The 19232-nt window shown below is 67.7% G+C and carries 13 protein-coding genes; 7 read left to right on the top strand and 6 right to left on the bottom strand.

The window, feature by feature from the left end; all coding sequences use genetic code 11:
- Window positions 1-111: 111 nt before the first annotated feature.
- From AB0I16_RS05555 to AB0I16_RS05530, 6 genes are all read left to right on the top strand, one after another.
- Window positions 112-1014 carry a hypothetical protein gene (locus AB0I16_RS05555; protein WP_363248008.1) on the top strand — a complete coding sequence of 301 codons (903 nt, stop codon included), beginning with the start codon at window positions 112-114 and terminating at the stop codon, window positions 1012-1014.
- A 109-nt stretch (window positions 1015-1123) separates the two neighbouring features.
- Window positions 1124-2128: a hypothetical protein gene (locus AB0I16_RS05550; RefSeq protein ID WP_363248007.1), complete on the top strand. Its 1005-nt coding sequence runs from the start codon at window positions 1124-1126 to the stop codon at window positions 2126-2128.
- Between the two features lie 261 nt (window positions 2129-2389).
- Entirely contained in the window at window positions 2390-2920 is a 531-nt protein-coding gene (gene rplJ / locus AB0I16_RS05545; RefSeq protein WP_150216777.1) for a 50S ribosomal protein L10, read from the top strand.
- Window positions 2921-3028: 108 nt separating this feature from the next.
- Window positions 3029-3412, top strand: a complete 384-nt coding sequence (rplL, locus tag AB0I16_RS05540; RefSeq protein ID WP_363248005.1) for a 50S ribosomal protein L7/L12 — start codon at window positions 3029-3031, stop codon at window positions 3410-3412.
- Window positions 3413-4004: 592 nt separating this feature from the next.
- A complete protein-coding gene (gene rpoB, locus AB0I16_RS05535; protein WP_363248004.1) occupies window positions 4005-7490 on the top strand; it encodes a DNA-directed RNA polymerase subunit beta in 3486 nt (1161 codons plus the stop codon).
- 100 nt (window positions 7491-7590) lie between these two features.
- Window positions 7591-11505 (top strand): DNA-directed RNA polymerase subunit beta', encoded by a 3915-nt coding sequence (locus tag AB0I16_RS05530; protein ID WP_062780306.1) that lies wholly within the window; start codon window positions 7591-7593, stop codon window positions 11503-11505.
- Between the two features lie 68 nt (window positions 11506-11573).
- On the opposite strand, the gene AB0I16_RS05525 is transcribed toward AB0I16_RS05530, so the two are convergent.
- From AB0I16_RS05525 to AB0I16_RS05500, 6 genes are all read right to left on the bottom strand, one after another.
- A complete protein-coding gene (locus AB0I16_RS05525) occupies window positions 11574-12635 on the bottom strand; it encodes a M48 family metalloprotease (RefSeq protein ID WP_363248003.1) in 1062 nt (353 codons plus the stop codon).
- Between the two features lie 22 nt (window positions 12636-12657).
- Window positions 12658-13206 (bottom strand): Pycsar system effector family protein, encoded by a 549-nt coding sequence (locus AB0I16_RS05520; RefSeq protein WP_363248002.1) that lies wholly within the window; start codon window positions 13204-13206, stop codon window positions 12658-12660.
- Complete coding sequence (locus AB0I16_RS05515) at window positions 13203-14555, bottom strand: hypothetical protein (protein ID WP_363248001.1); 1353 nt, start codon at window positions 14553-14555, stop codon at window positions 13203-13205. The genes AB0I16_RS05520 and AB0I16_RS05515 overlap by 4 nt, the downstream gene beginning before the upstream one ends.
- A 50-nt stretch (window positions 14556-14605) precedes the next feature.
- The gene (locus AB0I16_RS05510) at window positions 14606-16813 is read right to left on the bottom strand and encodes a hypothetical protein (RefSeq protein ID WP_363248000.1); all 2208 of its coding nucleotides are present in this window, start codon (window positions 16811-16813) and stop codon (window positions 14606-14608) included.
- Window positions 16810-17616, bottom strand: a complete 807-nt coding sequence (locus AB0I16_RS05505) for a hypothetical protein (RefSeq protein WP_363247999.1) — start codon at window positions 17614-17616, stop codon at window positions 16810-16812. Before AB0I16_RS05505 ends, AB0I16_RS05510 begins: the two co-directional genes overlap by 4 nt.
- A 132-nt stretch (window positions 17617-17748) precedes the next feature.
- Complete coding sequence (locus tag AB0I16_RS05500) at window positions 17749-18471, bottom strand: Crp/Fnr family transcriptional regulator (RefSeq protein ID WP_363247998.1); 723 nt, start codon at window positions 18469-18471, stop codon at window positions 17749-17751.
- Between the two features lie 387 nt (window positions 18472-18858).
- On the opposite strand from AB0I16_RS05500, the gene rpsL reads away from it, so the two are divergent.
- On the top strand, window positions 18859-19230 hold the full coding sequence (rpsL, locus tag AB0I16_RS05495; protein WP_003948652.1) for a 30S ribosomal protein S12: 372 nt from the start codon (window positions 18859-18861) through the stop codon (window positions 19228-19230).
- Window positions 19231-19232 lie beyond the last annotated feature (2 nt).

Raw genomic sequence — 19232 nt, 5'->3', positions numbered from 1 at the left:
ACCCACGGGCCCACGGATGTACGGGCACACGCGTGTGCGGGCATACGGATACGTGTGTCAGAGGCTTGCGCTAGCGTGCGGGTCGTCGAACGAGCCAAGGGGTGGGACTGCATGAACAGCACGACGTTGCGGCGTACGGGTCTCTCGATCGCGGTGGCCGCCGCGCTGACGGGCCTGACGGCCTGCGGCTCGGGCGGCTCGGGCGGTTCTTCCGGCAAGGCCGACGGCGGCGGCGAGGACGGCATCAAGGTCAGCCCCATCGCCGCCCTGCGCACGGTGGAGAAGTCGACCGACAAGGCGGACACGGCCCGCGTCGACGGCTCGACCACCATGGGCTCGCTCACGTCCATGGACATGAAGGGCGTCATGGGCTGGTCGGACGGCATCACGGGGAACGTGACGGTGACGTTCACCGGCGGCTCCCAGGCCCAGCAGATGAAGCAGCTCGGCCAGACGAAGCTCGACTACCGCTATCTGAAGAACGGCTTCTACGCGAACATGGGCGACCGTTTCGCGGCGGAGGCCGGCGGCGGCAAGCACTGGCTGGAGTACGACTACGACACGCTGGCCGAGATGAGCGGCGCCGCGGGCGAGGCCTTCCAGGACCAGATGCAGAACACCACGCCGAACCAGTCGGTGAAGATGCTGCTGGCCTCGGGCGACGTGAAGCGCGTGGGCGAGGAGGAGGTCCGCGGCACCAGGACGACCCACTACTCCGGCAAGGTCGACATCGCGGACTTCACCGCCAAGAACGCGGACCTGGACGCGGACCAGATGTCCGAGCTGAAGAAGCAGTTCCAGCAGGCGGGCATGGACACCGAGACGATCGACATCTGGGTCAACGACGACGACCTCCTCGTCAAGAAGACCGAGAAGGCCGACACGAAGAACGGCCCCTTCTCGCAGACGGCCTACTACAGCGACTACGGCACGCCGCTCTCCGTCGAGAAGCCCCCGGCCTCGGACACCATGAGCTTCAAGGACCTGCTGGCCAAGCAGCGGCCCGCGGCCTAGGGGTTTTATCCGGCGGCTCGCCGTCCCGCCCCTCGGGTACTCTCGGCAGTCAGTGAACGCGTCGATCATGTGTTCAAAAGACGTTCAGAGTGTTCTCAGGGGTGGGGTCATGACTGCTGTTGTCGTACGGGGAAACCGGGGCCGCAAGAGGGTGGCGGGCGCCGTGTTCGCCACCGCGCTGCTCTGTACCGGCGCCGTCGCCTGTGGCGGCTCGGGCGGCGAGGGGGACAAGGGCGACAAGGCCGCCGGGGGCATCCAGTCCTCGTCGCAGGTCACCGAGGTCATCACGGCGGCCTACAAGAAGACGACGGCCGCCAAGTCCGCCAAGGTCCGGATGACGATGTCCACGCCGCCCGGCAAGATGGGCAAGGCCATGGGCGGCGCGGGCGAGATGAAGATGTCCGGCGTCATGGGCTGGGACCCCACCGTCATGGATATGACGATGTCGGGCTCCGCGCTCACCGAGGGTGACCCCGACGCTCCGGAGAAGATCCGGATGCTCATGCAGGACGACGTCATCTACATGGACATGGGCGCCGCCGCGGCCAAGGACATGGACGGCAAGCGCTGGATGAAGATGGACCTCGGCGCCATCGCCGAGCAGTCCGGCGACGAGAAGCTCATGAAGCAGATGACCGGCAGCCTGGACAGCCTGAACCAGGACCCGGCGCGGCAGCTCGCGATGCTCCTTGAGTCCCCGAACCTCAAGCACGTGGGCTCCGCCGACGTCGACGGGGCGAAGGCCCAGCGCTACAAGGGCCGTCTCACCGTCAAGGAGATGATGGAGACGAACGACGCCCTCGACGACGTGCTCAGCAAGAGCGAGAAGGACCAGCTCTTCAAGAACATCGAGAAGACGGGCATCAAGGGCTACGACACCGAGGTCTGGGTCAACGAGGACGACTACCCGGTCCGCATGGACATCGACATCAAGACGCCCGAGGGCACGGTCAAGACGTCCCAGACGTTCTCCGACTACGGGACCGCCGCGAAGGTGACCGCCCCGCCGGCCGGTGAGACGTTCGACCTGATGGAGATGTTCAAGGAGCTCGGGAAGCTCGGCGAGGGGGACACCTCCGACACGGACGCCCTGGGCCTTGACAGCGGCGCCTGACCCGATTTGCCTGACGCGGACCCGTTCGCGTACGCTGCCACAGAAGCCAAAGACCGCTGGTCGTTGCCGTGCTCTCGCAAGAGGGTGCGGCGGCCGAAGGATCCGCTGAGACGGCGGACGACCCGCGCAGGTGACCGTGGAAGTGCTCCTGGACCGATTCCGGTCCGGTCGAGCTCACGCCCCGTGCGCCTGCGCCGGGGCGTTTCGTTTTGTCGGCCCCTTCTGAGCGGTCCTCATCACCCGGAAGGAGGCCGACGCTCTATGCCGACGCCCGACAAGGCTGCCGCGGTAGCCGAGCTCACGGACAAGTTCCGCAGCTCGAACGCCGCCGTGCTGACCGAGTACCGGGGTCTCACCGTGGCCCAGCTCAAGCAGCTGCGCCGTTCCCTCGGTGAAAACTCCGAGTACGCCGTGGTGAAGAACACGCTGACCAAGATCGCGGCCAACGAGGCCGGGATCAACACGCTGGACGACCTGTTCACGGGTCCGACGGCGGTTGCCTTCGTCACCGGTGACCCGGTGGAGTCGGCGAAGGGTCTTCGTGACTTCGCCAAGGACAACCCGAACCTCGTCATCAAGGGCGGTGTCCTTGACGGCAAGGCGCTGTCCGCCGACGAGTTCAAGAAGCTCGCGGACCTCGAGTCCCGCGAGGTTCTGCTCGCCAAGCTGGCGGGCGCCATGAAGGGCAAGCAGTCCCAGGCTGCCGCGCTCTTCCAGGCGCTTCCCTCGAAGTTCGTCCGCACCGCGGAGGCGCTTCGTGCCAAGAAGGCCGAGCAGGGCGGTGCCGAGTAATTCGGCTCGCACACTGACCGCCGCCTAGCGCGACGGTCACAGCGGGCCCAACGTACGCCCGCCTCCATGTACACACGGCACCAGCCGAATTAGTGGAAGGACGCCATCATGGCGAAGCTGTCCCAGGACGACCTGCTCGCGCAGTTCGAAGAGATGACCCTCATCGAGCTCTCCGAGTTCGTGAAGGCCTTCGAGGAGAAGTTCGACGTCACCGCTGCCGCTCCGGTCGCCGTCGCCGCTGGTGGCGCCGCTGCCGCCCCGGCCGAGGCCGAGGCCGAGCAGGACGAGTTCGACGTCATCCTCACCGGCGCCGGCGACAAGAAGATCCAGGTCATCAAGGTCGTGCGTGAGCTGACCTCGCTGGGCCTGAAGGAGGCCAAGGACCTCGTCGACGGCACCCCGAAGCCGGTCCTCGAGAAGGTCGCCAAGGACGCCGCTGAGAAGGCCGCTGAGGCCCTCAAGGGCGCCGGCGCCTCCGTCGAGGTCAAGTGACCTCACGAGTCGTCTGACTCTCTTCCCCGTACGTAGGGCGGAAACGCTGTAACGCGCGGGTCGCCAAGGGCGATCACCCATGTGGGTGGTCGCCCTTCGGCGTTCCCGGACCGCCCTGAAGGTCGCCTTGCGATGTCGGTCGCGACGAGTATGGTGATCTTCGTTGTGCCCCGGAACGGCCCGTGACGGTGATGTTCTCAGGGCCAAGTCGGGGCAAGGGGGCCTTGACGAACCGCACGCAGCGCGCAATTCTCAGGACGCGTCGTCACAACGATCCGCATCCGAGGCATGGATCGGCGGCGAAGAGGGCAGTATCGATGTGCGTTGAGGACGTGGCTTGCAGCAGGGGTTGAGAACAACGAGGGTCTCCCAGAACCCGCACTGGACATCAGTGGGCCGACTGGCTACACTGACCCTTTGCGCTGCCTGTTAGCTGCCTCCTGCCCGTCACCAGGGGCATGCCCATGCTTGAGCACCGTGGACCGAATCTTCCCTGACCTGGCCGAACAGCCAGATCAGGAGGGTCTGTCCCTGTGTCCGGCTTGGGACCGGTACGCGCGTAGTGAGTCCGAGCCCTCGGAAGGACCCCCTCTTGGCCGCCTCGCGCACTGCCTCGACCGCGAATACGAACAACGGCGCAAGCACCGCCCCGCTGCGCATCTCCTTTGCAAAGATCAAGGAGCCCCTCGAGGTTCCGAACCTTCTTGCGCTGCAGACCGAGAGCTTTGACTGGCTGCTCGGCAATGACGCGTGGAAGGCTCGTGTCGAGGCGGCTCTGGAAAGCGGACAGGACGTCCCCACCAAGTCCGGTCTGGAGGAGATCTTCGAGGAGATCTCCCCGATCGAGGACTTCTCCGGGTCGATGTCCCTGACGTTCCGCGACCACCGTTTCGAGCCTCCGAAGAACTCGATCGACGAGTGCAAGGAGCGCGACTTCACGTTCGCCGCCCCGCTCTTCGTCACCGCCGAGTTCACCAACAACGAGACCGGCGAGATCAAGTCCCAGACGGTCTTCATGGGCGACTTCCCGCTCATGACCAACAAGGGCACCTTCGTCATCAACGGCACCGAGCGTGTCGTCGTGTCGCAGCTGGTCCGTTCGCCCGGCGTCTACTTCGATTCCTCGATCGACAAGACGTCCGACAAGGACATCTTCTCCGCCAAGATCATCCCGTCCCGGGGTGCCTGGCTGGAGATGGAGATCGACAAGCGCGACATGGTCGGTGTCCGCATCGACCGCAAGCGCAAGCAGTCGGTCACCGTTCTGCTCAAGGCCCTCGGTTGGACGACCGAGCAGATCCTTGAGGAGTTCGGCGAGTACGAGTCCATGCGCGCCACCCTGGAGAAGGACCACACCCAGGGGCAGGACGACGCGCTGCTCGACATCTACCGCAAGCTCCGTCCGGGCGAGCCGCCGACCCGTGAGGCCGCTCAGACCCTGCTGGAGAACCTCTACTTCAACCCCAAGCGCTACGACCTCGCGAAGGTCGGCCGCTACAAGGTCAACAAGAAGCTGGGTGCGGACGCTCCGCTCGACGCGGGCATCCTCACGGTCGAGGACATCATCGCCTCGATCAAGTACCTGGTGAAGCTGCACGCCGGTGAGACCGAGACCGTGGGCGACAGCGGCACGTCGATCGTCGTCGAGACCGACGACATCGACCACTTCGGCAACCGCCGTCTGCGCAACGTCGGCGAGCTCATCCAGAACCAGGTCCGCACGGGTCTGGCTCGTATGGAGCGCGTCGTCCGCGAGCGCATGACGACCCAGGACGTCGAGGCGATCACGCCGCAGACCCTGATCAACATCCGCCCGGTCGTGGCGTCGATCAAGGAATTCTTCGGCACCTCGCAGCTGTCGCAGTTCATGGACCAGAACAACCCGCTGTCGGGTCTGACGCACAAGCGTCGTCTCTCGGCGCTGGGTCCCGGTGGTCTGTCCCGTGAGCGGGCCGGCTTCGAGGTCCGTGACGTGCACCCGTCTCACTACGGCCGCATGTGCCCCATCGAGACGCCCGAAGGCCCGAACATCGGTCTGATCGGTTCGCTCGCCTCGTACGGCCGCGTCAACGCGTTCGGCTTCGTCGAGACGCCGTACCGCAAGGTCGTCGACGGCCAGGTCACCGACGACGTCGACTACCTCACGGCCGACGAGGAGGACCGCTTCGTCATCGCGCAGGCCAACGCGCCGCTGACGGACGACCTCCACTTCGCCGAGGCCCGCGTCCTGATCCGCCGCCGCGGCGGCGAGATCGACTACGTCCCCGGTGGCGACGTCGACTACATGGACGTCTCGCCGCGCCAGATGGTGTCGGTCGCGACCGCGATGATCCCCTTCCTGGAGCACGACGACGCCAACCGCGCGCTCATGGGCGCGAACATGATGCGTCAGGCCGTGCCGCTGATCACCGCCGAGGCCCCCCTCGTCGGCACCGGCATGGAGTACCGCTGCGCGGTCGACGCCGGTGACGTGATCAAGGCCGAGAAGGCCGGTGTGGTCCAGGAGGTCTCCGCGGACTACGTCACGGTCACCAACGACGACGGCACGTACACCACGTACCGCATCGCCAAGTTCTCCCGGTCGAACCAGGGCACCTCCGTCAACCAGAAGGTCGTCGTCGACGAGGGCGCCCGCGTGATCGAGGGCCAGGTCCTGGCCGACGGTCCCGCGACCGAAGAGGGCGAGATGGCCCTCGGCAAGAACCTGCTCGTGGCGTTCATGCCGTGGGAGGGCCACAACTACGAGGACGCGATCATCCTGTCGCAGCGCCTCGTGCAGGACGACGTCCTCTCCTCGATCCACATCGAGGAGCACGAGGTCGACGCCCGCGACACCAAGCTCGGCCCGGAGGAGATCACCCGGGACATCCCGAACGTCTCCGAGGAGGTCCTCGCCGACCTCGACGAGCGCGGCATCATCCGTATCGGTGCCGAGGTCGTCGCCGGCGACATCCTCGTCGGCAAGGTCACGCCCAAGGGCGAGACCGAGCTGACGCCGGAGGAGCGCCTGCTCCGCGCGATCTTCGGTGAGAAGGCGCGCGAGGTCCGTGACACCTCCCTGAAGGTGCCGCACGGCGAGATCGGCAAGGTCATCGGCGTCCGCGTCTTCGACCGCGAAGAGGGCGACGAGCTGCCGCCCGGCGTGAACCAGCTGGTCCGTGTCTACGTGGCGCAGAAGCGCAAGATCACGGACGGCGACAAGCTCGCCGGCCGCCACGGCAACAAGGGTGTCATCTCGAAGATCCTTCCGATCGAGGACATGCCGTTCCTTGAGGACGGAACTCCGGTCGACATCATCCTGAACCCGCTGGGTGTGCCGTCCCGAATGAACCCGGGACAGGTCCTGGAGATCCACCTCGGCTGGCTCGCCAGCCGCGGCTGGGACGTCTCCGGCCTCGCGGACGAGTGGGCGCAGCGCCTGCAGGCCATCGGCGCGGACAAGGTCGAGCCCGGCACGAACGTCGCCACCCCCGTCTTCGACGGTGCGCGTGAGGACGAGCTGGCCGGTCTGCTCCAGCACACGATCCCGAACCGCGACGGCGAGCGGATGGTCCTCCCGTCCGGCAAGGCGCAGCTGTTCGACGGCCGCTCCGGCGAGCCGTTCCCGGACCCGATCTCGGTCGGGTACATGTACATCCTCAAGCTGCACCACCTGGTCGACGACAAGCTCCACGCGCGTTCGACCGGTCCGTACTCGATGATCACCCAGCAGCCGCTGGGTGGTAAGGCCCAGTTCGGTGGCCAGCGCTTCGGTGAGATGGAGGTGTGGGCGCTGGAGGCATACGGCGCCGCGTACGCCCTCCAGGAGCTGCTGACGATCAAGTCCGACGACGTGACCGGCCGCGTGAAGGTCTACGAGGCGATCGTCAAGGGCGAGAACATCCCCGAGCCCGGTATCCCTGAGTCCTTCAAGGTGCTCATCAAGGAAATGCAGTCGCTCTGCCTCAACGTGGAGGTGCTGTCCTCGGACGGCATGTCCATCGAGATGCGCGACACCGACGAGGACGTCTTCCGCGCGGCGGAGGAGCTCGGTATCGACCTGTCCCGGCGCGAGCCGAGCAGCGTCGAAGAGGTCTGACGGGTTGCCCGGCCGGATCGATCCCGTATCCGGCCGGCTCTCCCCGGACCCGTTCAGACCATGATTGAGACTCGACCCCGAAAGAGGGATTGACGACAAAGTGCTCGACGTCAACTTCTTCGACGAGCTGCGGATCGGCCTTGCCACCGCGGACGACATCCGACAGTGGTCCCACGGCGAGGTCAAGAAGCCGGAGACCATCAACTACCGCACCCTGAAGCCCGAGAAGGACGGACTCTTCTGCGAGAAGATCTTCGGTCCGACCCGGGACTGGGAGTGCTACTGCGGCAAGTACAAGCGTGTCCGCTTCAAGGGCATCATCTGTGAGCGCTGTGGCGTAGAGGTCACCCGCGCCAAGGTGCGCCGTGAGCGGATGGGCCACATTGAGCTGGCCGCCCCCGTCACGCACATCTGGTACTTCAAGGGCGTCCCGTCGCGCCTCGGCTACCTCCTCGACCTCGCCCCGAAGGACCTTGAGAAGGTCATCTACTTCGCGGCGTACATGATCACGTTCGTGGACGAGGAGCGCCGTACGCGCGACCTGCCCTCCCTGGAGGCGCACGTCTCCGTGGAGCGCCAGCAGATCGAGAACCGCCGCGACTCCGACCTGGAGGCCCGCGCCAAGAAGCTCGAGACCGACCTGGCCGAGCTGGAGGCCGAGGGCGCCAAGGCGGACGTGCGCCGCAAGGTGCGCGAGGGCGCCGAGCGTGAGATGAAGCAGCTGCGCGACCGTGCGCAGCGCGAGATCGACCGTCTCGACGAGGTGTGGAACCGCTTCAAGAACCTCAAGGTCCAGGACCTGGAGGGCGACGAGCTGCTCTACCGCGAGCTGCGTGACCGCTTCGGCACGTACTTCGACGGCTCCATGGGTGCCGCTGCCCTGCAGAAGCGCCTGGAGTCCTTCGACCTCGACGAGGAGGCCGAGCGCCTCCGCGAGATCATCCGTACCGGCAAGGGCCAGAAGAAGACCCGTGCGCTCAAGCGCCTGAAGGTCGTCTCGGCGTTCCTCCAGACGTCGAACAGCCCCAAGGGCATGGTTCTGGACTGCGTGCCGGTCATCCCGCCGGACCTGCGTCCGATGGTGCAGCTGGACGGTGGCCGCTTCGCGACCTCCGACCTGAACGACCTGTACCGCCGTGTGATCAACCGCAACAACCGCCTGAAGCGGCTTCTCGACCTCGGCGCGCCCGAGATCATCGTGAACAACGAGAAGCGCATGCTCCAGGAGGCCGTCGACGCGCTCTTCGACAACGGCCGTCGTGGCCGCCCGGTGACGGGCCCCGGCAACCGTCCGCTGAAGTCGCTGTCCGACATGCTCAAGGGCAAGCAGGGCCGCTTCCGTCAGAACCTTCTCGGCAAGCGTGTGGACTACTCCGCGCGTTCCGTGATCGTCGTCGGTCCGCAGCTGAAGCTGCACCAGTGCGGTCTGCCGAAGGCCATGGCGCTGGAGCTCTTCAAGCCGTTCGTGATGAAGCGCCTGGTCGACCTGAACCACGCGCAGAACATCAAGAGCGCCAAGCGGATGGTCGAGCGCGGCCGCACGGTCGTGTACGACGTCCTCGAAGAGGTCATCGCCGAGCACCCGGTCCTGCTGAACCGTGCGCCCACGCTGCACCGCCTCGGCATCCAGGCCTTCGAGCCGCAGCTGGTCGAGGGCAAGGCCATCCAGATCCACCCGCTCGTCTGCACCGCGTTCAACGCGGACTTCGACGGTGACCAGATGGCCGTGCACCTGCCGCTCTCCGCGGAGGCGCAGGCCGAGGCCCGCATCCTGATGCTGTCCTCGAACAACATCCTCAAGCCCGCCGACGGCCGTCCGGTGACGATGCCGACCCAGGACATGGTCCTCGGTCTGTTCTTCCTCACCACCGACGGTGAGCTGCGGGACACCAAGGGCGAGGGCCGCGCGTTCGGTTCCACCGCCGAGGCGATGATGGCGTTCGACGCCGGCGAGCTCGCTCTCCAGTCGACCGTCGACATCCGCTTCCCGGTGGGCACCATCCCGCCGCGCGGCTGGACCCCGCCGGTGAGCGCCGAGGGCGAGGACTTCGGCGACGAGCGTGCCTACCAGCCGGGCGACAGCTTCCGGCTGCGTACGTCGCTGGGCCGCGCGCTCTTCAACGAGCTGCTGCCCGAGGACTACCCCTTCGTCGACTACTCGGTCGGCAAGAAGCAGCTCTCCGAGATCGTCAACGACCTCGCCGAGCGCTACCCCAAGGTCATCGTGGCGGCGACGCTCGACAACCTGAAGGCGGCCGGCTTCTACTGGGCGACCCGTTCCGGCGTCACCGTGGCCATCTCCGACGTCGTGGTCCCCGAGGCCAAGAAGGAGATCGTCGCGGGCTACGAGGCCCAGGACGAGAAGGTCCAGAAGCAGTACGAGCGCGGTCTGATCACCAAGGACGAGCGCACGCAGGAGCTCATCGCGATCTGGACCAAGGCGACCAACGAGGTCGCCGAGGCGATGAACGCGAACTTCCCGAAGACGAACCCCATCTTCATGATGGTCGACTCGGGTGCCCGAGGAAACATGATGCAGATGCGTCAGATCGCGGGTATGCGTGGTCTGGTGTCGAACGCGAAGAACGAGACCATCCCGCGTCCGATCAAGGCCTCGTTCCGTGAGGGCCTGACCGTTCTCGAGTACTTCATCTCCACGCACGGTGCCCGTAAGGGTCTGGCGGACACGGCTCTCCGTACCGCCGACTCCGGTTACCTCACCCGTCGTCTGGTCGACGTCTCGCAGGACGTCATCATTCGCGAGGAGGACTGTGGCACCGAGCGCGGTCTGAAGCTCAAGATCGCGGTCAAGGGCGAGGACGGTGTGCTCCGCAAGACGGAGAACGTCGAGACCTCGGTCTACGCCCGCATGCTGGCCGAGGACGTCGTCATCGACGGCAAGGTCATCGCGCCGGCCAACGTCGACCTCGGTGACGTCCTCATCGACGCCCTGGTCGCCAACGGCGTCGAGGAGGTCAAGACCCGCTCGGTCCTGACCTGTGAGTCCGCGGTCGGCACCTGTGCCTTCTGCTACGGCCGTTCGCTCGCCACCGGCAAGCTGGTCGACATCGGTGAGGCGGTCGGCATCATCGCCGCCCAGTCCATCGGTGAGCCCGGCACGCAGCTGACGATGCGTACCTTCCACACCGGTGGTGTGGCCGGTGACGACATCACCCAGGGTCTGCCCCGTGTCGTCGAGCTCTTCGAGGCTCGTACGCCGAAGGGTGTCGCCCCGATCTCCGAGGCCGCGGGCCGTGTCCGCATCGAGGAGACCGAGAAGACCAAGAAGATCGTCGTCACCCCGGACGACGGCAGCGACGAGACGGCGTTCCCGATCTCGAAGCGTGCCAAGGTCCTGGTGCGCGAGGGTGACCACGTCGAGGTGGGCCAGAAGCTCACCTTCGGTGCCACCAACCCGCACGACGTGCTGCGCATCCTCGGTCAGCGCGCGGTCCAGGTCCACCTGGTCGGCGAGGTCCAGAAGGTCTACAACTCGCAGGGCGTGTCGATCCACGACAAGCACATCGAGATCATCATCCGGCAGATGCTGCGCCGCGTGACGATCATCGAGTCCGGCGACGCGGAGCTGCTGCCGGGCGAGCTGGTCGAGCGCTCGAAGTTCGAGACCGAGAACCGTCGCGTCGTGACGGAAGGCGGCCACCCGGCCTCCGGCCGTCCGCAGCTGATGGGTATCACCAAGGCCTCGCTGGCGACGGAATCCTGGCTGTCGGCCGCCTCCTTCCAGGAGACGACCCGAGTCCTGACGGACGCGGCGATCAACGCCAAGTCCGACAGTCTCATCGGCCTCAAGGAGAACGTCATCATCGGTAAGCTCATCCCGGCCGGTACGGGGCTCTCCCGCTACCGCAACATCCGGGTGGAGCCGACCGAGGAGGCCAAGGCCGCGATGTACTCGGCCGTCGGCTACGACGACATCGACTACTCGCCCTTCGGGACGGGGTCGGGTCAGGCTGTGCCGCTGGAGGACTACGACTACGGGCCTTACAACCAGTAAGCGAGTCGTTTGAGTTGAAGGGCGCTTGCCTCCTTGGGGGGGCGGGCGCCCTTCGGCGTTCCTTCCCCCTATCGGCGCGGATCCAGGTACGGCCTGAGGCGGTGCAGCCGGGTCGGGTAATCGGGGTGTGTGGAGAGGAGCCGGGCGAGCATGCCCGGGGCGTCGGGCCCGGCTCCCGCGGCAGCCAGGGGGCGGGGGCCGGCTTCGGTCTCGGCCGTGTGCATCGCCACGAGCACTTGCGCCAGCATCGGACCGAAGCCCAAAGCCGCGGCGTGCTGGTCGGCTCGCAACTCGGCTCGACGCCCCACGGCCGCGATGAGGTACGGCGTGACGAGCAGCACGAGCGGCAGACCGTAGAGATGAGTGATCGTCGAGTACGTCAGGAAGACGATCACAAGGCTCAGTGCGGCGGTGGCCAGCCAGGAGAAGGAGCTGGTGAGGGCTATCGCGAAGACGACGATCAGCCGGATGACGTACCAGGCCGCCCGGCCCGGCAGCGCGTACCAGTGGCCGAGCAACGACGTCCAGACGTGCCCTCCGGTGTGGTGCCCCAGCTCGTGGGCGAGGACCGCGGCGAGCTGGGAGCTCGGCAGGTGGTCCAGGGCGAACCGGGTGACACCGACGATATGGCCTGCGGCGGCGTACGCGTTGAGGCCATTGCTGTCCTCGATCCACAGCTCGTAGGCCCGGCCGTCGACGCCCGCGCGGGCGGTCACCTCGCGCCACACGGGGTCGAGGCGCGCGTACTCGTCCGGCATGGGGCGCTGCAGGCGCAGGAGATGGCGTGCGAGGAAGTCCTCGGTCGGGCGGTGAAAGAGCAGAGCCCCGGATGCCAGCCAGACCAGCGGCGGCACCCAGAGCGGAAGCCCCAGCCAGACGTCGAGTCCGCCGGAGATCAGCAGAATCACCAGCAGGCTCAGGAACGTGCCCGGCAGGTGCAGAACCAGCTGGCCGAGTGCCGTCGCATCGACTCGGCGCTGGTGAGCGGCGTAGTGAACGCGGCCGTTGCGGTGCCGGTAGTCGAGATCGTCGGCGGCAGGTGCCCGCGGCTCCGCGGTTTCCTCGGCGGCCGACTGCCGCGTGACGTCGTCGGACGGGTCGGGATCCGGGGGATCGGTCGGTCGGTTCATGGTCAGCCTCCGAGAAGGGATGTCAGCCGATGAGCAGGGAGCCGGGGAGCAGCAGCGCGCTCGCGGCGAAGGCGATCAGGCCCACGCGCATCCACTGGTGCTTGCGCAGGGCGATGCGACTGGTCTCGGTCAGGGCGGTGAGGGTGCCGAGCAGGGGTGCCTGTTCGGTTTCGGCCAGCGCTTGCGCCAGGTGGCCGCTACGGGCGGCTCGTTGAATGTCACCGAAATACGACAGGGGTGCACCGGGGGACCATCCGGTGCGCGTGCTGTCGTACCGGGGCAACACAGCCATGAGCATCGACAGGAGCGCCACGGCGAGTGCGAGGACCCCGGACCACCACGTCGAGCTGCCGGGCACGGAGAGCGCGGCCGGGCTCCATCCGTGCCTGGCCAGGAGGCTGCTGAAGACTCCGGCCGCCACTCCGAGAGCCGCCACGAGAACGGCTGCTTTCGAGTCCGCGCGGGCGATCTCGACTCGCAGGTCCGCGAGCAGCCGCTCGGCGACGCCGGTTCCGGGGTCGGGGGCCGGGGCAGGCCGCGGTGCCGTCGGCCGCGGGTTCGTGGCCCTCACGGGGCTTGGTCCGCATGCTCTTCGCCGTTCGGCCGACGTGGTGTCCGCGGTGGCGGTGCGGGCGTCGAGCCGTCGTAGCCGGAGGGCGGTCGCCAGCCGGGGAAGGCTTCGGTGTGTTCGGCCGGGGAGGACCCCCGGTGAGCAGGGGGCTCTGCCGTCGGTCCCTCGTCCCGGTGCGCCGATCGCGGCAGGTCCCGGTGCGAGCCGGAGGGGGTGAATCCTTCTTCCGGAGGCGGGGGAGTCGTCGACGGCTGTGTCGGCGCCCGGCCCTGGGACAGTCCCTCGACGTGCTGGTTGAAGATTTCGTACATGAAGTCGAGGGCTCGTCGTTTGGGTCCCTCCAGTTCGTAGTCCTCGGCGCTGTCGCCGCCCAGGAGTTCCTTCGCCAGCTCCACCTCTGCGAGGACCAGGCGGAGCCGGTCCTCACGCATGCTGTTGACGACGAGCCGTGAATCCTGGGGATTGCCCGCGAGATGCATGGCCCAGGCCACCACACCTCCTTGTTCCAGGTACTCCTGGTAGAACGCGATCTTCTCCGCCTCGAGTTTCCTGAGTTCCGCCTCGTGGTGGTTCCGCAGTCGGTTCTGTTCCTGCTGCCACGCCTGGCGCTGGAGCGCGAGTTCATGGTCGAGCCGTCCGTACTCCGTGGCCCGCCTCATCTGGAGCGCGTCCTGCCGGCGGGAACGCCGGTCGAGTTCGATGTCGTACTCCGCGCCCTGCTGCTCCGTGCGTATCTGCTCGGCGGCGCGGTGATCGATGGACTGGAGCCGCCGCTGATGTTCGATCTCCTGCTGGTCGCGGCGGAGCCGCAGCGTCCAGATCACCTGCAGGCCGGCGGCCGTGCCGGGTGGCGCCAGGCCGGAGAGCAGGTGCAGCAGCTGCCGCTCGGCGGTCGCGCTGTCGTGGATGGCGAACCGGCGCGTGTGGGGCCGCGCGGCCTGTTGCAGTTCACCGAGCAGCAGGGCCGGTACGTCCCGATGGCCGCTCCTGACGAACGCGGCGGGGTCGGTGACCTGCCATGACAGGTCGATCTCGGCGGCGAACTCGAAGGCGTCGTTGTCGCTGGGCAGCGAGACCACGGCCTCGTACGAGTGGACGCCCATGTCCACTTCGTACACGGATGTGTAGCGTTTCGCCGCCACCTCGCCGCGGCTCGGGCGGAGAGGCGGCAGATAGGACTCGTACCCGCCCCGGGAGGTCGAGAAGACCAGGGCGTGGTCGATGCGGGTCAGCGACTTGCGGGCGAATCCGAACCGTGAGAGCTGCCGTACGGTGATGACGGGGTCGACCAGTGGTGTGTGCCGGTCGGCCGGTTGCTGCCAGTCCGGTGGCTGGCGGAAGTCGGGCATGGCGCTTGCCTCCTCGAAGGGGCGTGCGGATGTGATGGTGTGCCAATGGGTCAATGGCGCGGCGGCAGGACGGCCAGCAGCCGGGCCGCGACGGCAGGCGGGGGAGCGCCGTCCTCGCCGTGCAGGGTGCGCAGGAGGTGGCTGAGGCGCCGGTGTTCGGAGGCGGTGGTGACCAGGGCCGGGAGCAGGCCGGCAAGCGCCCGCTCCGTCGACGGGTCGTGGTCGGCCGCACGAACCCAGGCGCACAGTTCCTCCAGGGCGTTCCTGGTGTGACCGCGATCGTCGAGCGCCGAGCGCCAGAGATGCGCGATCCCGCCGGCCGCGCGGGCTCCGTCTGCCGCCGACATCGCGTACCAGTCGAGGACCAGCGGCCGTCCGTACCGCACGTCACCGTCCCGTCGCGCGCACGCGCTGAGGAATCCGCGCAGGGCGAGATCGCGCACGGCCCGGTCCTGGTCCAGCCTGCGCAGCAGTTCGGTGAGGACCCGGTCTCCGACCGGGGAGAGCAGCAGTAGTTCCACGGACTGCGCGAGCTGCCGCACCATCCGCTCGTCGATGTCTCGCTCATTGCCGTCCTCGTCGACGGCCGCGTACTCCTTGCGGACGGCGCTCCGCAGCGCTGCGAGGGTCTGGTCCGGCCGCTCTGCGCCGATCAGGCCGTAGGCGCGGATGGCCACCCACCGCAGCGCCTGGTCCTCGCTCTCGCACCAGGAGTCGAGGATGCTCGGGATGTTGGGTGCTTCCAGGAGGTGCGCGAGCGTCAGGGAGTTGACCGCGACGAGACGGTGACGGAACAGATGGGACGTGGCCCACGGCTCGATGATCAGTGCCATGGTGGAGGGCAGATCCGCGTACGCGAGGACGGCGACGGTGGATGCCGCGCGGGTGCGCACCAGAGGCCTTCCGTCACCGGCGAGCCGCTGGAGCCAGTGGACGAGAGCGGGCCTGGCCGATGGGTGTCCTGTCCACACCTCGCGCAGCAGCACCAGTGAGACCCGGTCGTCGAGGAAGGCGGCCTTGGACTGTGTGACCGGTCCCCACTCCGTGTTCTCCTCCTCCGGATACCACCGGGCACGGGCGAGCTGGAGGCGCTTGCCGATGTGGGTGCCGAAGACGGGGACCTCCGGTTGCAGGGCGGAGTTGGCGGTCCTCTGAAGGAAGGCGTACAGCAGGTCGCTGAGCTCCGCCGTGAGGGCGTAAGGGCCTCCGTCGAAGGCGGCCAGCGCGATGAGGAACGCTTTGTCCCGCAGCGGGATCAGCTCTTCGTTCTCGTCGAACCACTCCTGGACCTGGTTCTCGAGTGTGGCCAGCGAGAACGTCCCGACCGTCTCTTCCGCCACCTCTCCGTCGGCGTACCGCTTGAGGTGCTTGGCGAAGGCCGCCACCTCGCGCAGCTGATGGCCGCGTTCCAGGAACGTGGCGACGGCGGGCAGCGCGAGCAGCCTGTCCGTGGTGTCCCGGTCGGTCAGCGCGCGCAGGTGACGCATGAGTACGTCGCCGGGGCTCGGCGGTTTCCACTCGACGGCGGCGATGTCCTCCAGGGTGGCCAGGGGGCCGACTGTGATCACCAAGTACGCGTCGACGCCTTCGAGCTGACCGCGGGCGGCGAGAAGGTGCGGTTCCCTGAGCGGCTGGTCGCGGTGCGTGGTCAGGTCGCACAGCACGTACCCCTTGGCCGGTCGCTGGTCGTCGCTGAGCTGCTGGACAAGCTGCGCGGGTGTGGTGTCGCGGACGAGGGCGCGGATGGGGGAGACGCCCAGGCGGTGGAGGAGCATCAGCGCGACGGTTCGGCGGCCGCTGAAATGCGGGCCTGAGAGCACGAGGACCCGCTCCGTGCGGAGTCGCTCCAGAAGGCTCTCGAAGAGGGGCTCGTCGGCGACGAAGTACGGGGCGAGGCGCTCCAGTGTCGACTGCGGCACTTCTCCGGAGCCGTGACTCGTTGCGGAGACACCGAAGTGGTAGATCTCCGTCTTGCTTCCCATAATCACGTCGCCCGCGACCAGACCACCGCTCACGCCGTGCTGGTCACCCGCGACCAGGCTGCCGCCGAAGCGCGCGTTGTCGCCGACGCCCATCGCTTTGGGACTGTGGTCGATCAGGTCCCGGCGGGCGGACCACGCGTCCTGTGGTTGATCCTGATCCAGCTCGCCCTTCTCGTCCTCGGCGTCCACCGCCTCGGGGCTCGGCTGCTGGGGGCTCTCGGGGGCGTCTCTGTCGCCGCCCGCCTGTTGCCGGGGGCCCGGTTCGCCCGCGTTCATTCCCGGTCACCGGTTCCGGCCGCGCCGCCACCTCCGAGGTGTACGTCCCCGTGGACCGTGCCGTTGCCGGACACACCGTGCTGATCGCCGGCTACGTAGCTGCCGCCGAAGGAGGCATTGCTGAGGTCGAGGGGCGCGGGAGGCACGGTCCTGGTACGTGGCCCGGGTGCCGTCGCCGTGCGGTCCTCCTGCTCCCGGGTGCCGGGGACCTCGGTGTGCCGCGGTACGCCTCTGGGCGTCGGGCCGTGCAGCCAGGCCCTCAGTGGCCCGTTCTTGCTCTCCACCGTGACGGGGTGGAACGCGTCCTTGGGGATGCCCCGGTATCCGTGCTGGACGATGCCGTGGTGCACGCTTTCCGAGACGCACAGCGCGAAGTCGTCCGGACGCTCGCGCAGCGCCCCGCGCAGTACGTCGGCGTCGAGGAGCCGACAGGCATGGTTGAGGTCGGCCCCGACCCATCCGTCGAGCTCGTCGACGGCGACGTAGCCCGTGGCGAGTACGGCCCGCAGCCTGATCTGCGCGGACTGCGAAGCCATCCGGTTCACGGCCCGCAACTCCGTCGGCGTCTCGGCCAGCAGGGCCCGCAGCAGCGCCGTCACAGAGGCGCCGGCATCGATCAGCTCCATCACGGAGTCGCCGCGGTCTGCACGCAGCCGAAGGGTCTCGTCGATTCCGCAGCTCTCCAGGACACGGTCGGTGATGGTGTAGAGCATGCGCCGCAGGTACGCCTGTTCGACGTCGTCTCGGTCGCTGTACTCCTCGATGTCGAGGAGAAGGATTGTCCGGCTCACGGGATCGGTCATGGCCACCTCTCGAGTGGGGAGTCGTGCCAGGCAGCAGCTTGGCCACGAGCGGCCGGGGCCGAGAGGGCGGACGACGCACTCGAACTGTGACCGTGTGCATAGAAGCGGCCTGGGGCGGCCTACCGTGAGGCGTCAGAGATCCGGTTGTTCGGAGCGTGCGATGCGGCGCAGGACGTCGGGCCGGACGACGACGATGCGGCGGCGGCTCGTGACGACGATCCGGCGGTCGCGCAGCTCCTTGAGGAGCCGGGCCACCGCCTCACGGGAGGCGCCGACCGAGCCCGCGAACTCCTGTTGACTGAGGGCGACCATGAGTTCGATGCCTTCGTCGGTCCGGGTGCCGTGGGTGCGTATGAGGTCGAGCAGCAGGACGGCGAGCCGCTCGCGCACGGCCAGTGCCGCCCACTCCAGTCGCCGTCGGTCGGTCGAGCGCTGCCGGTCGGTCGCCAGACCGAGGAGTTTGAGGGCCACCGGCGGGTTGCCGGAGAGGAACCGGGTGAAGCGCCCTTGGTCGATGGCGACCGCCTCGACCTGTTCCAGCGCCGTCACGGTCGCCGCACGGCCACGGCCGCTCAGGGCCGAGCCCTCGCCGACGATGTCGCCGGGGCCCCGCAGGGCGAGAAGGGCCTCGTAACCGTTGGCGGCGGTCGCCGTGACCTTGGTCCAGCCCCGCAGGAGCAGGAGGACGTGGCTCGACGGTTCCTCCTGGCGCAGGATGACCTCGCGTACGGGATAGTGGAGGGGGCGGCCGATGGCGAGCAGTGCGGTGCGGTCGTCCCTCTCCAGCCGTGCGAGGAACGGCACCCGGTCGTCCAGGCCGTCGTCCCGCCCTGCGTGTCCCTGCCCCCCGGTCATGCCGCTGCCCCCGTGTTCACGTGCGCCGATGCGTCGAGCCCGCAACCAGTCAACGTACTGGAGGCAACCGTGCGGCGAACGGGCGACAATCGGTCGCTCTGGCCGAAGAGGGCCGCTCGGGACCCGAAAAGCCCGGCGTGTCTCCCCCCACCGCATTTGTTTTGACCGAACTCGATGAGGTAGGTACGCTCAGACCTTGTGCCTGGGGTGTGCCTGGGCTCGTGCGCGTGTCCTCAACCGCATCGCGAGTCCGTCAATACGGCCACCGCAATCCGCGCCCCTTTCCGCCTTGCGGCGGGAGTCAGCAGGATTCGACACACCCGACCGCGTGGGTCGGCGACGTTCCAGGTTAGCTTTACTATTCGGCACACAGAAACCGGAGAAGTAGTGCCTACGATCCAGCAGCTGGTCCGTAAGGGCCGGCAGGACAAGGTCGAGAAGAACAAGACGCCCGCACTCGAGGGTTCGCCCCAGCGCCGTGGCGTCTGCACGCGTGTGTTCACGACCACCCCGAAGAAGCCGAACTCGGCCCTCCGTAAGGTCGCGCGTGTGCGTCTGACCTCCGGGATCGAGGTCACGGCCTACATTCCGGGTGAGGGACACAACCTGCAGGAGCACTCCATCGTGCTCGTGCGTGGTGGCCGTGTGAAGGACCTGCCTGGTGTTCGCTACAAGATCATCCGCGGCTCCCTTGACACCCAGGGTGTCAAGAACCGCAAGCAGGCCCGCAGCCGCTACGGCGCCAAGAAGGAGAAGTAAGA

Source organism: Streptomyces sp. NPDC050703, from assembly GCF_040654435.1.
Lineage (GTDB): Bacteria > Actinomycetota > Actinomycetes > Streptomycetales > Streptomycetaceae > Streptomyces.
The sequence above is the reverse complement of the archived record's forward strand: the minus strand, read 5'-3'. Positions and strand labels throughout refer to the sequence as shown.